Source organism: Winogradskyella eckloniae (assembly GCF_013249045.1).
Taxonomy (GTDB): Bacteria; Bacteroidota; Bacteroidia; order Flavobacteriales; family Flavobacteriaceae; genus Winogradskyella; species Winogradskyella eckloniae.
The window spans coordinates 24528-37650 of the sequence record NZ_JABRWP010000010.1 but is presented as its reverse complement, the minus strand read 5'-3'; the positions used below and the strand labels follow the sequence as shown (position 1 = coordinate 37650).

Below are 13123 nucleotides of genomic sequence, written 5' to 3'. Positions count from 1 at the left end.
ACAAACTCTTTTTTGTAGTACTTACGAGCAAGATTGTAGTGCCACTACAATACATAATTCAAATTTGTACATAAATGACATTAGGTTTTCAAAAACACGCTAATTCAGGACAGCGTCTAATGTTTTAATCAGAATCATACACTTAAAATAAAATGTGATTTATTAGCAATTGACCATCAAAAACCATACAAAAAAGCATAAAAAAACCTCCAATGTCGTTAAACAAAGGAGGTTCAGTACTGAAGACGGGACTTGAACCCGTACGTCCTAATGGACATTGGATTTTAAGTCCAACGTGTCTACCAATTCCACCACTTCAGCATCTTGATTACAGACTGCAATCAAATTGGTATATTTTTAATGAATAGAGCGAAAGATGGGATTTGAACCCACGACCTCCACCTTGGCAAGGTGATGCTCTACCCCTGAGCTACTTTCGCAGTTTTTAAAGAACTATTTCGCTTTCAAAGCGGATGCAAATTTATAATATTTCTTAGAATTGCAAAGCCTTTTTTAAAAATAAATTAAAAAAATTTTAAGCTTGCTTTTTCTTAAGTAACATTCGTTTTATTTCATTGAGCTTCATTAAGGCTTCAACAGGTGTTAATGTGTCTATATCTGTATGCAATATTTCATCTTTAATCTCCTCTAAAAGAGGATCATCGAGATTAAAAAAGCTTAATTGCAAATCGTCCTTAATACTTTTTACCTTATCCGTTAGCTCTTCACTGGAATGCGATTTTTCTAATTTTGATAAAATTTTATTAGCTCGTCTAATGACTTGTTGAGGCATTCCTGCCATTTTTGCTACATGAATACCAAAACTATGCTCACTTCCACCTTCAACCAATTTTCTAACAAAAAGCACATTGTCTTTTAATTCTTTTACCGCTACATTGAAATTTTTAATCCGACCAAATGTTTCACACATTTCATTAAGTTCATGGTAATGTGTAGCAAATAATGTTTTTGGTTTCGATGGATGCTCATGCAAATACTCACTTATGGCCCAAGCGATGGAAATACCATCATAGGTACTCGTTCCTCTTCCTATTTCATCTAAAAGCACCAAGCTTCTATCAGATATATTATTAAGAATCGAAGCTGTTTCATTCATTTCTACCATGAATGTAGATTCGCCCATAGAAATATTGTCACTAGCACCAACTCTGGTAAATATTTTATCCACTAAACCGATTCTAGCTTCTGCTGCAGGCACAAAACTTCCTATTTGCGCTAACAATACAATTAAAGCGGTTTGTCTTAAAATAGCCGATTTACCAGACATATTAGGACCTGTAATCATTATAATTTGTTGCGCATCTCTATCTAAAAACAAATCGTTAGCAATATATGGCTCACCAATAGGTAATTGCTTTTCTATAACAGGATGACGACCTTCTTTTATGTCTAAATCATAACTATCATCAATTTGCGGATAGGTGTATTTATTCATTTTAGCCAAACTTGCAAAACCACACAAGCAATCTAACTGACCTATTAACTGTGCATTCTGCTGCACAGAAATTATAAACTGATGCATCCACGTCACCAATTCTGCAAATAATTGTTGTTCAATGGCCAAAATACGTTCTTCAGCACCTAATATTTTTGCTTCGTATTCTTTGAGTTCTTCGGTAATATAACGCTCTGCATTTACTAATGTTTGCTTACGTATCCATTCTTCAGGAACCTTATCTTTATGAGCATTTCTCACTTCAATATAATAGCCAAACACGTTGTTAGATGCTATCTTTAAAGAGGTAATTCCTGTACGCTCACTTTCGCGCGTTAGCATATTATCTAAATAGGTTTTACCTGATTGCGATAAGCCTCTTAGTTCGTCTAATTCCGCAGAAAAACCTGTAGCAATCGTACTCCCTTTTAAAATATTTACTGGTGCTTCTTCGTTTATAGTTTCCTTTATTTTTTCGCGAAGCAAATCACAGCGATGTAAATTATCGCCTAAAATTTTTAAGGCTTCATTCTCACAAGTTTCGGCAACCGATTTTATAGGAACAATAGCATCTAAAGAATTTTTAAGTTGAATCACTTCACGAGGACTCACTTTAGTCGTGGCAATTTTCGAAATTAAGCGTTCAATATCACCAATCTGTTTTATTTGTCCTTGAATATCTTGAAGCACACTTTCATTTTCCAATAAATACTTAACAACTTCATGACGTTGTTTTATTTTTTCGGCATGCTTAAGTGGTAAGGCCAACCAACGTTTTAAAGTACGTCCTCCCATTGCGGAAATCGTTTTATCAATCACGTTAATTAACTTTACCGCATTAGCATTGGTAGAATGGTATAGTTCTAGATTCCGAATCGTGAATTTATCCATCCACACATAATCGTCCGTTGCAATTCTCGAAATCGTAGCAATATGCTCTAATTTATTATGACGTGTTTCGCCTAAATAATGCAATACAACACCAGAAGCGATAATCCCTTCATACAAATCTTCAATACCAAACCCTTTCAATGTTTTCGTATTGAAATGCTTGGTTAAAGTTTCATTGGCGTAATCGGCTTGAAACACCCAATCTTCCAGATAGAACGTATGAAAATCATTTCCAAAAGTTTCAGAAAACACTTTTCGGCTTTGTTTTGAAATTAATACTTCACTCGGCTTAAAATTTTGAAGCAATTTATCAATATACTCAGTATTCCCTTGAGAGGTTAAAAACTCGCCTGTTGAAATATCTAAAAAAGCGATACCTATGCGTTGTTTTTCAAAATAAACAGCTGCTAAAAAGTTATTAGATTTAGAGTGTAAAATATCATCATTAAGCGCAACTCCTGGTGTTACTAATTCCGTAACGCCTCGTTTCACAATGGTTTTAGTCTGTTTTGGGTCCTCTAATTGGTCGCAAATAGCCACACGCTCACCTGCTTTTACCAATTTTGGCAAATAGGTATTTAAGGAATGATGCGGAAAACCTGCTAATTCGGTTTCACTTTCACTACCAGCACCACGCTTGGTTAAAATAATATCGAGGATTTTAGACGCTTTTACAGCATCACTACCAAAAGTTTCATAAAAATCGCCCACACGAAACAACAATAAAGCATCAGGATATTTTACCTTAATGGCATTATACTGCTTCATTAACGGTGTTACTTTTTTTGCCTTTTTTGCCAATGGAAATCGCGTTTTAAATTATACTTTTGTGCTGAATTATTTCAGAATTGCAAGTTTGCTAAATTACTTATATTTTGAGGCTTATTAAAACCGAAAGACTAGAAGTTATTTACAGCTGTTGATAACGTTGCTTTCACTGACCTTGTAGGTTTTTAAAACCTGCGAGGTCTCCTAAACTACAAAAATGCGTAAACTAAAAAACGAAGAATTAGACCGATTAGAAGTTTCCGAATTTAAGGACGCTAAAAAATCGCCTATCATTATTATTCTAGATAATATTAGAAGTTTAAACAATATTGGTTCGGTCTTTAGAACGAGTGATGCTTTTTTAATTGAAAAAATTTATCTCTGTGGCATTACCGCACAACCACCTCATAACGACATTAGAAAAACCGCTTTAGGAAGCACGGAAACTGTAGATTGGGAATATATTGAAAACACTATAGACATTATTGAAAAGCTAAAAGCTGAAAACGTAAACATATGTGCAATTGAACAAGCCGAAAACGCCACAATGCTCAATGCGTTTGAACCTCAACCCAATAAAAAATATGCATTTGTGTTTGGTAATGAAGTTAAAGGTGTAGACCAAAATGTGGTTAATGCTAGTGATGTTGTGATTGAAATTCCACAATATGGCACCAAACATTCTTTGAATATTTCAGTGAGTTGCGGTGTTGTGATTTGGGATGTGTTTAGTAAAATGAAGAAGCCCATCTAAATCTTCCCAAAAGGAAGACTTTCACTCAGTACTGTCATTTCTGCAAAGGCAGGAATCCACATTATTTCAAACAAAAAGATTTCTGCCTTCGCAGGAATGACAAAATATGAAAAAGAAAACAAAGACACCTTGGCCAACTAAAGACGTCATGAATCAGATTTATGATTTACATCTTTGGGGCGGAAAAGACTTTGATTTTTACTCAGGTTTTGGCTCTCATGATGCTCATATTGTAGTACCTTATTTAGATGCTGTGTCTACATTTTTGCAATCACATAAAAATTCACTTACCGTTTGCGATTTAGGTTGTGGCGATTTTAATATTGGAAAACAACTTACGCAATACACCAAAAAATATATTGGAATTGATATCGTAGAGAACCTCATTGAACGCAACAAAAAATTATTTAAAGCTGAAAATTTAGAATTCCACTGCTTAAATATTGTTGAAGATAACTTACCAAAAGCCGATTGCATTATACTAAGACAAGTATTACAACATTTATCTAATACTGAAATTTTGAAAGTGGTGCATAAACTTTCAAATTACAATTATGTGATTCTAACCGAACATTTACCTATTGGAAATTTTGAACCCAATAAAGATATTATTTCAGGTCAAGGCATCAGGATTAAAAAACAAAGTGGTGCAGATGTACTGGCTGCTCCTTTTTATTTAAAAGTAAAAGAAATGAAAATTTTAAATGAAATAATTCCAAAGGATAATAAAGGAGTTATTGTGACTACGCTTTATAGCTTATAAGTAGGTTCTGAAAAGAGTTCAGAATGACAAAGCGTAATTTTAATTTATGAATCCAACTTCAGACTAATTACTTCACACTTCCAACCGCTTACTGCTTACTGAAACTTCATTAATCTCGCCCAACAACCACAAATAGTCCTCACGATTTTTCACAAAGTCCTTATCAGAAATATCTATGATTTTCACATTCATTTCTGGCTGACTTTTTAAAAACTCTAAGTAACCTGAATTAATTTTTTTTAGATAATCATCCTTTATATTTTTCTCGTAGTTGCGTCCGCGTTTCTTAATATTTCGTTGTAAACGCTCTGTGTTTTGGTAGAGATAGACGTACAAATCTGGTTTTGCAATATCCTTATAGACTTGGTAAAACAGTTTTCTGTATAGTCTAAATTCGTCTTCTGGCAATGTGATTTTAGAAAATATGAGCGATTTATTAACGTCGTAATCGCTAACCATAAAATCTTTAAATAGGTCTAATTGCGATAAATCATCACTAATTTGCTGAAAACGGTCTGCCAAAAAAGACATTTCTAAGGTAAATGCGTAGCGTTCTGGATTTTTGTAGAATTTTGGTAAAAACGGATTATCCGCAAAACGTTCTAAAATAAGTTTCGCATTAAAATCTTTAGAAATCTTGTTAGTTAAACTTGTTTTTCCGGCACCAATATTACCTTCAATTGCGATATAATTGTAGTCGGTAAAGCTATAAGATTTTCTTGGATTTTTAAGCCAGATATTTATGGGTTCAATAACAGACTCATCAACACATTCTAGTAGCAACAACTCTAGTGTTCTATCTAAAATAGGATGCTTAAAATCTTTAGTAATATCTAAAAGCGGTTGCAACACAAATTTACGATGCTGCAACTGTGGATGCGGAATCACTAAAGTTTTTTCGTCTATAATTTCATCTTCAAAAAATAAAATATCCAAATCTATTTCTCGCGATGCATAACCGTTAGTAGTTTTAGATTCTCGTCCTAACTCTACTTCAATTGTTTGAAGCAACTTTAAAACTTTCTTTGGTCTATATTCGGTTTCTACGATGATACATGCGTTGTAAAAATCATCGCCTTCAAAGCCTAAAGCTGGTGTTTTATAAACTTTAGAAATCTTTTTAACCGCACCAATTTTTTCAAATATAGCATCTACAGCAGCTTGCAAATATTGCAATTTGTTGCCTTTATTACTTCCTAATGCTATGTGAGTGATTTTGGTCGGTTTCATTTGAATCAACAAAATAACTAAAACAATTTTTATAACTTTACCTTTACGGAAACTATTTATTAACCATTTTCAATGTCATTAAAAGACAAGCTTTTAGCCCAACGTATTTACTTCGTTCTTGGTGGACTTTTTATCACATCGCTCGTAGTTTCAAATTTAATTTTTCAAAAATTCTTTTACTGGCATCCTTTTGACCTTGAAATATTTGGTTCTAAGTTATTTGAAATTTCAGTAGGTATTTTACCGTATCCTATTACGTTTCTTATCACAGATTTAATCAGCGAGATTTATGGTAAAAAACGCGCCAATGACATTGTTATTGTTGGCATATTTGCCTCATTATTTTCGTTATTAATTATTTATACCGCTTCAAACGTACCTGCTACCTCATGGTCTTATGTAGACGATAGTACTTTTAAATTGGTTTTTGGCAATACTGCACTAGCGGTTTTCGCTAGTATGGTTACTTATTTGTTTGCGCAGTTTGTGGATATTCAGATTTACCATTTCTGGAAACGATTAACCAAAGGCAAACACTTGTGGCTAAGAAATAATTTTTCTACATGGTTTTCGCAATTTGTAGACACATTTACCATACTTGTTTTACTCTGTAGTTTCGGAATTATACCTTGGGAAAACTTCAAAGGCTTACTTATTAGCGGCTTTCTGTTCAAAGTTTTAATCGCCATGTTAGATACACCATTGTTATATCTTGGCGTGTTTTTGTTTAGAAAACGTTTTAAGCTCAACGTAAATGAGGAAATAAATTTACTGTAACGGTTAACCAAAACATTAAAATCTTCTTAAACTTGACACTCACAGCAACTTTTATGCAGAAATTTGCGTATATCCTATAAAGACGCTGTTTTAAAAACCTACAAATAGACCTTATGAAGAAATTTTTAAAAATTATCGGAATTGTATTACTTATTTTCATTGCAATTCTTATCGCTATACCTTTTGTTTTAGAATCTAAAATAGACACCATTGTTCAGAATTATGCCAATGAAAATTTAGATGCAGATTTATCTTTTGATGATATTAGCTTAAGCTTAATTAGTAGTTTTCCTAAAGCTGAAGTGAGCGTAGAAAATTTAAAAATCACCAATAGAGCACCTTTTGAAGGCGAAAATTTACTGGTTGCAAAATCATTATCGTTTGAAATGGGAATGACGCAATTATTAAAAGGAACAGAAGAGCCCTTAGAAGTTAACGAAATCATTGCAGATGAGTTGCTACTTGTTATTAAAACCAATAAAACAGGTGCAGTAAATTATGATATTGTTAAGGAAAGCGAATCAGCTGAAACAGAGGCAACAACAGAATCAGAGAGTGCTGCAGGTTTTAGTTTTGACATAGACCACTACGAATTAAACAATAGTGCTTTTACTTATATCGATGATACTTCAGATTTAAAATTTTACCTCACAGAAATTAATCACGGCGGAACAGGAATTTTCTCTGGTAGCACGTCTCAATTAGATACCAATACAGAAGCTAACATTACTTTTGCAATGGATAGCACTGAATATTTTAGCAACAATAGTATAAAATTAGATGCGCTTATAGATTTAGATTTAGACCAACAGAAATACACCTTTAAAGAAAATAAAGGTTATATAAATGCACTTCCACTTGAGTTTGATGGTTATATTCAAATGGTAGAAGCTGGGCAACAAATGGATATTACATTTAAAAACCCAGAAGCCTCTTTTAAAGATTTCTTAGCAGTAATACCAAAAGCCTATGCCAAGGATATAGAAAATGTAAGCACCACAGGAAACTTTACGGTTAATGGTATCGTAAAAGGATTGGTTTCAGAAGAAACAATTCCGACGTTAGATATTAATTTAAACGCAACCAATGCATCATTTAAATATCCAGACCTACCAAAAAGTGTAAGAAACATTGCTATTGATGCCTCTGTAAAAAACACAACCGGAAATGTAGATGATACGTTTGTAAATATTGATAAGCTTAATTTTCAAATTGATGAAGACATTTTTAAGTCGGAAATTCATGTGAAAAACTTAACGACCAATCAACAAATTGATGCCAAATTAGACGGTGTTTTAAATTTAGCAAACATTACCAAAGCCTATCCTGTTGAATTAGAAAATGAATTGAGTGGTATTTTAAAAGCCAATATCACTACCGCTTTTGATATGAATGCTCTTGAAACGAATGCTTATCAACGTATTAAAAATACTGGTAATGTATCGATGAGTAATTTTATATTTTCTTCGGAAGATATTCTAAATCCTGTTCAAATAAATACAGCAGATTTATCTTTTAAACCAGGAACGGTAAGCTTAAATAAATTTGATGCCTTAACCGGAAAAAGTGATTTTTCTGCCACAGGAACCATTAATAATTTATTAGGTTTCTTATTAAGCGATAAAAAATTAGAAGGGAATTTTAACCTGAATTCTAATACGTTTGCCCTTTCAGATTTTATGTCTGAGGAAGAACCTGCAACCGAAACAACAGGCACAACTAAAACACCTTCTGAAACTACATCTACAACCGAATCGTTAAAGATTCCAGATTTTTTAGATTGCACCATAACTGCCAATGCAAAAACGGTTATTTACGATAATCTAAACCTGAAAAATGTAAAAGGGCAGTTATTAATTAAAGACCAAAGTGCTACCTTAAAAAACATGACTACGGATATTTTTAATGGTCAATTAGGCTTATCTGGTAATGTATCTACAAAAGAGGCTCAACCTGCTTTTGATATGAGTTTAGCCATGCAGAATTTTGATATTTCACAATCCTTTAAAGATTTAGATATGTTGAAAGCTTTAGCACCTATTGCTAAAGTGCTGCAAGGAAAATTAAATTCTACAATAGATGTTAGTGGTTTATTAGATAGTAGTTTTTTACCAGATTTAAGTTCTATTTCTGGTAGCGCCATTGCAGATATATTAACCAATAATATTGATGCTACTAATAGTCCATTACTTTCTAGTTTAGATAGCAAATTAGATTTTATAGACTTTAGTAAACTCGATTTAAAAGACCTTAAAACAAAATTAAGTTTTGAAAACGGACAAGTTGCTGTAAAACCATTCACTATTAATTATAAAGATATTCCTATTGAAGTTTCTGGTTCTCATAGTTTTTCAAACACTATGAATTATAGTGCTGTTTTGCAAGTGCCTGCAAAATATTTAGGAAGTGATGTCAATCAATTAATAGGTAAGATAAATGATAGCGAAGTCAGTAATTTAACTATTCCGGTTACGGCAAATATTGGTGGTTCCTTTACAAGCCCAAATATAAAAACTGATTTAACCTCAGGTGTAACCAACTTAACAAAGCAATTAATTGAGATTGAAAAGCAAAAATTAATTAACACCGGAAAAGATAAAGTTACGGATTTAATTGGTGGACTTTTAGGCGGAAACTCTAATACAACCCAAACAGATTCTACAACGACAACGACACCAACAAAAGAAGAAAACACAAAGCAAGAAGCGGCAGATAAAGTTAAAGAAGGTGTCAATAATATCTTGGGTGGACTCTTAAGTGGTAAGAAAAAAAATACTGACACAAAAGCACAAGACTCCACAAAAAACTAACCGTTTAACGTTAAAAACAAGTATTTTAACCTAAAATGTGTTAATATTCACCTATATACTTGTTTTTCTTAATTATAAAGTTACATTGAAGGTTCACTAAATTTTAAATAGGATATATGAGGCAGTTAAAAATCACCAAGCAGGTTACCAATAGAGAGGATAAATCTTTAGATAAATATCTACAAGATATAAGTAAAATCCCATTGATTACTGCAGATGAAGAAGTAGAATTAGCACAGCTAATTAGAAACGGTGATCAAGCAGCATTAGACAAACTAACAACAGCCAACTTAAGATTTGTTGTTTCTGTTGCAAAACAATATCAAAACCAAGGTTTAAAATTACCAGATTTAATTAATGAAGGTAATGCAGGTTTGGTAAAAGCAGCAAAACGATTTGATGAAACTAGAGGTTTTAAATTTATTTCTTATGCGGTATGGTGGATTAGACAAGCCATTTTACAAGCATTAGCTGAGCAATCGCGTATTGTTCGCTTACCATTAAATAAAATTGGTACAATTAATAAAATAAATAAGGCATTTTCTCACTTAGAGCAAATTAACCAAAGACCACCAAACGCTGACGAAATTGCTAGAGAGCTTGATATTAGCGAGCGTGAAGTAAAGCAGTCAATGAAAAATTCTGGTCGTCATTTATCAATGGATGCGCCATTAAAAGACGGCGAAACGTTTAGTTTATATGATGTTGTAAGTTCTGGTGAATCACCAAGACCAGACAAAGCATTAATGAAAGAGTCTTTAAATACAGAAGTAGAACGCGCTTTAGAAACACTTACTCAAAAAGAAAGTGATGTGATTCGTTTAAACTTTGGTATTGGAGATCAACCACCAATGACGCTTGAAGAAATTGGAAGCATCTATGATTTAACTCGAGAAAGAGTAAGACAAATTAGAGAAAAAGGGATCCGAAGATTAAGACATGCTAGTAAGAGTAAAATCTTAAAAACGTATTTAGGATAAAGGAGATTAAAAATAAATGCCTAAAAGACGCATTTAATTTTTTATTCTCAAATAGTTAGCATATATTTGCCGACCATTTGCAAGAATTAGTTAATAAAAATATATCGATAATGATTAAAATCGAAATCAAAGAAGGAGAAAATATAGAACGTGCTTTAAAACGTTACAAGCGTAAACACAGAAATGTGCAAATTATGCAAAACCTTAGAGAATCGCGTTATTTCACTAAGCCTTCTGTAAAGAGAAGAAGAGAAATTCAAAAAGCAGAATACATTCAAGGTTTAAGAGACGCTGCAAACGTATAGTTTTCTCAATTATAAAGTTTTTATAAAAGAGTAGCATTTGTGCTACTCTTTTTTTTATGCCATAATTTGTCGTAATTTAATTTTTCAATATTTCTTGAGTATTTTTAATCAAAATTAATTTCACATTATGCCAATTATTAAAGCAGTTAGAGGACATCAACCACAAATACCAGACGATTGTTATGTCGCAGAAAATGCCACAATTGTTGGAGAAGTTTCCCTAGGAAAACAATGTAGTATATGGTTTAATGCTGTACTACGAGGCGATGTCCATTTTATAAAAATTGGTAATAAAGTTAATATACAAGATGGCGCCGTGATCCATGCAACTTATCAAAAATCGCCAACTACAATAGGAAATAACGTATCCATTGGCCATAATGCCATTGTACACGGCTGTACTATAAAAGATAATGTATTGATTGGTATGGGAAGCATTATAATGGACGACTGTATTATAGAAAGCAATAGCATTATTGCGGCTGGTGCTGTAGTCACAAAAAACACAACCGTAGAATCTGGGAGCATTTATGCTGGTGTGCCTGCAAAAAAAGTTAAAGACATTAGTAAAAAACTCATCTCAGGAGAAATTGATAGAATTGCTAATAATTACGTAGAGTATTCAAGTTGGTTTAAAGACTAAGTTCTTTTAGAGCCTTTGGTCTAACTGCCCTATCAATTCATCAACATTTGAAATTTGGTTTAAAACATCAGCACTTAAAACGGTAGAAACCCCTTTCTCATTTAATTTTAGAACCGTCGGATACAAAACCTTTACGTTTGGGAAATTAGATTCAAACTCATCTTTATGGAAAAATGCCATCTCGTAGCCACTATTCGCTTTAAAATTTTTCCATTGTGTATTTTCCTTAAAAACATCATGCGTTAATGCACAGAGACTACAGGCATAAGTGGAAGGGCTAATTAATTTATGACCAATATCAAACAAAGCGTTTAATTTCCCAGAATTAGCATTGTAAATAAAAAGTAATTTCATGTTGCATTAGTGCAACTAAATGATAATTCCTTACTAGAATTCTAAAAAAGAAGCATTGAATTTATGGTCTAAAATAGAATTTAAAACAGCCACATTCCCATTAGAGAACAGGTTAATATTTGGCTTCATTTCAGAAGCATTCAATAAATTATGAGCAGACAATACAGATTGGGTTTGTTTTGCTACAGCCAACCCTGAATCAATAATTTTAACATCCTCAGGAAGCATTTTAGATAGCATTGGAATAAGGTAAGGATAATGCGTACACCCTAACACTAAATAATCAATATTTTGTTCTAACATAGGACTTAAATACATTTCTAGAAGATCTTGCATCTCTTTAGATTCCACTTTACCCGATTCTATTAGTGGTACAATCCCTTCGCCTACTTGTTCTATCACTTTTATACCAGATGCATATAAATCTGTGGTTTTATGAAAGAGTTGACTACTTAAAGTCCCCTTTGTTGCCAATATTCCAACCGCCTTGGTCTGCGTGTTTAAAGCCGCTGGTTTTATTGCTGGCTCAATACCAATAAAAGGAATACTATAATTTTCCCGTAATTGATTAATAGCATTGGTGGTAGCTGTATTACAAGCCACAACGATAATTTTACAATTTTGATTTATTAAATATTCCGTATTCTTTATACTGAGTTGAAGAATCTCATCTTTTGACTTATCACCATAAGGTGCGTTTTTACTATCTGCTAAATAAATACAGTTCTCATTTGGTAACAAAGCATGAATTTCCTTGAAGATTGATGTCCCTCCAATACCAGAATCAAATATGCCAATAGGATGTTTACTCATTAATACAAAAATAAAAAGTCGCTTAATAATAAGCGACTTTCTGTTTGTTTATTTTATTTTAGGATTACATACCTAATTGTTTTTTTACATCTGCCATAATATCCTTACCCTCAGCAACGATTAACATAGCTTCATCTACAACGTATTGAAAACCTTGAGCTTTAGCTACAGCCTTAATAGCGTTATCTGCTTTTTCAACAATTGGCTTTAAAAGATTAAATTCTTTTTCTTGCAACTGCTTTTGAGCTTGTTGTTGGTATTGACCTAAACTTTGTTTCATACCTTCAACTTCTTGCATACGTGCTAAATTTTCCTCCTCAGTTTTAGATTCTGCTTCGGCATTATACTGCTTGTACTTAGCATCTAATTCTTTGTAAGATCCTTGAATTTCTGCCTCATAAGTTTTTCCTAATTTTTCAATTTCAGCTTGAGCTTGTGCATATTCTGGCATAGCCTTTATTAGCTCTTGTTTATTGATATGTGCAATTTTACTTTGTGCTGCTGTAAAACCAGTAGCACCTATAAATAGTACTGCTGCAAATAAAAGTGATTTTAAATTTTTCATTGTTTGTTAATTGT

At 32.8% G+C, this 13123-nt stretch carries 12 protein-coding genes and 2 tRNA genes; 7 read left to right on the top strand and 7 right to left on the bottom strand.

Translation table 11 applies throughout. The features are described from left to right. Positions 1-237: 237 nt before the first annotated feature. From HNV08_RS14540 to mutS, 3 genes are all read right to left on the bottom strand, one after another. A tRNA-Leu gene (locus tag HNV08_RS14540) sits at positions 238-321 on the bottom strand. Positions 322-368: 47 nt separating this feature from the next. Continuing rightward, positions 369-440 (bottom strand) — tRNA-Gly (locus tag HNV08_RS14535). Positions 441-535: 95 nt separating this feature from the next. After that, on the bottom strand, positions 536-3148 hold the full coding sequence (gene mutS, locus HNV08_RS14530) for a DNA mismatch repair protein MutS (protein ID WP_173282085.1): 2613 nt from the start codon (positions 3146-3148) through the stop codon (positions 536-538). A 184-nt stretch (positions 3149-3332) separates the two neighbouring features. Between mutS and HNV08_RS14525 the strand changes: the two genes are divergently transcribed. Both HNV08_RS14525 and HNV08_RS14520 read left to right on the top strand, forming a co-directional pair. Beyond that, on the top strand, positions 3333-3869 hold the full coding sequence (locus tag HNV08_RS14525) for an RNA methyltransferase (protein WP_173282084.1): 537 nt from the start codon (positions 3333-3335) through the stop codon (positions 3867-3869). 106 nt (positions 3870-3975) lie between these two features. Beyond that, a complete protein-coding gene (locus HNV08_RS14520; protein ID WP_173282083.1) occupies positions 3976-4632 on the top strand; it encodes a class I SAM-dependent methyltransferase in 657 nt (218 codons plus the stop codon). A 72-nt stretch (positions 4633-4704) separates the two neighbouring features. On the opposite strand, the gene folK is transcribed toward HNV08_RS14520, so the two are convergent. After that, positions 4705-5862, bottom strand: coding sequence for a 2-amino-4-hydroxy-6-hydroxymethyldihydropteridine diphosphokinase (gene folK, locus HNV08_RS14515; protein ID WP_173282082.1), 1158 nt, complete (start codon positions 5860-5862; stop codon positions 4705-4707). A 72-nt stretch (positions 5863-5934) separates the two neighbouring features. On the opposite strand from folK, the gene HNV08_RS14510 reads away from it, so the two are divergent. The 5 genes from HNV08_RS14510 to HNV08_RS14490 all read left to right on the top strand — a co-directional run bounded on the left by HNV08_RS14510 (position 5935) and on the right by HNV08_RS14490 (position 11377). Further along, positions 5935-6639 carry a queuosine precursor transporter gene (locus tag HNV08_RS14510; RefSeq protein ID WP_173282081.1) on the top strand — a complete coding sequence of 235 codons (705 nt, stop codon included), beginning with the start codon at positions 5935-5937 and terminating at the stop codon, positions 6637-6639. A 113-nt stretch (positions 6640-6752) separates the two neighbouring features. After that, on the top strand, positions 6753-9449 hold the full coding sequence (locus tag HNV08_RS14505; RefSeq protein ID WP_173282080.1) for an AsmA-like C-terminal region-containing protein: 2697 nt from the start codon (positions 6753-6755) through the stop codon (positions 9447-9449). A 116-nt stretch (positions 9450-9565) separates the two neighbouring features. Next, on the top strand, positions 9566-10429 hold the full coding sequence (locus tag HNV08_RS14500; RefSeq protein ID WP_173282079.1) for a sigma-70 family RNA polymerase sigma factor: 864 nt from the start codon (positions 9566-9568) through the stop codon (positions 10427-10429). A gap of 110 nt (positions 10430-10539) precedes the next feature. Then, on the top strand, positions 10540-10734 hold the full coding sequence (gene rpsU, locus HNV08_RS14495; protein WP_173282078.1) for a 30S ribosomal protein S21: 195 nt from the start codon (positions 10540-10542) through the stop codon (positions 10732-10734). 127 nt (positions 10735-10861) lie between these two features. Continuing rightward, on the top strand, positions 10862-11377 hold the full coding sequence (locus tag HNV08_RS14490) for a gamma carbonic anhydrase family protein (RefSeq protein WP_173282077.1): 516 nt from the start codon (positions 10862-10864) through the stop codon (positions 11375-11377). Between the two features lie 6 nt (positions 11378-11383). Here the strand turns inward: HNV08_RS14490 and HNV08_RS14485 are convergent, their stop codons facing one another. From HNV08_RS14485 to HNV08_RS14475, 3 genes are all read right to left on the bottom strand, one after another. Then, positions 11384-11731: a GTPase gene (locus tag HNV08_RS14485; RefSeq protein ID WP_173282076.1), complete on the bottom strand. Its 348-nt coding sequence runs from the start codon at positions 11729-11731 to the stop codon at positions 11384-11386. A 33-nt stretch (positions 11732-11764) separates the two neighbouring features. Continuing rightward, on the bottom strand, positions 11765-12544 hold the full coding sequence (gene murI / locus HNV08_RS14480; protein ID WP_173282075.1) for a glutamate racemase: 780 nt from the start codon (positions 12542-12544) through the stop codon (positions 11765-11767). Between the two features lie 64 nt (positions 12545-12608). After that, positions 12609-13109, bottom strand: coding sequence for an OmpH family outer membrane protein (locus HNV08_RS14475; protein ID WP_173282074.1), 501 nt, complete (start codon positions 13107-13109; stop codon positions 12609-12611). Positions 13110-13123: the final 14 nt, after the last annotated feature.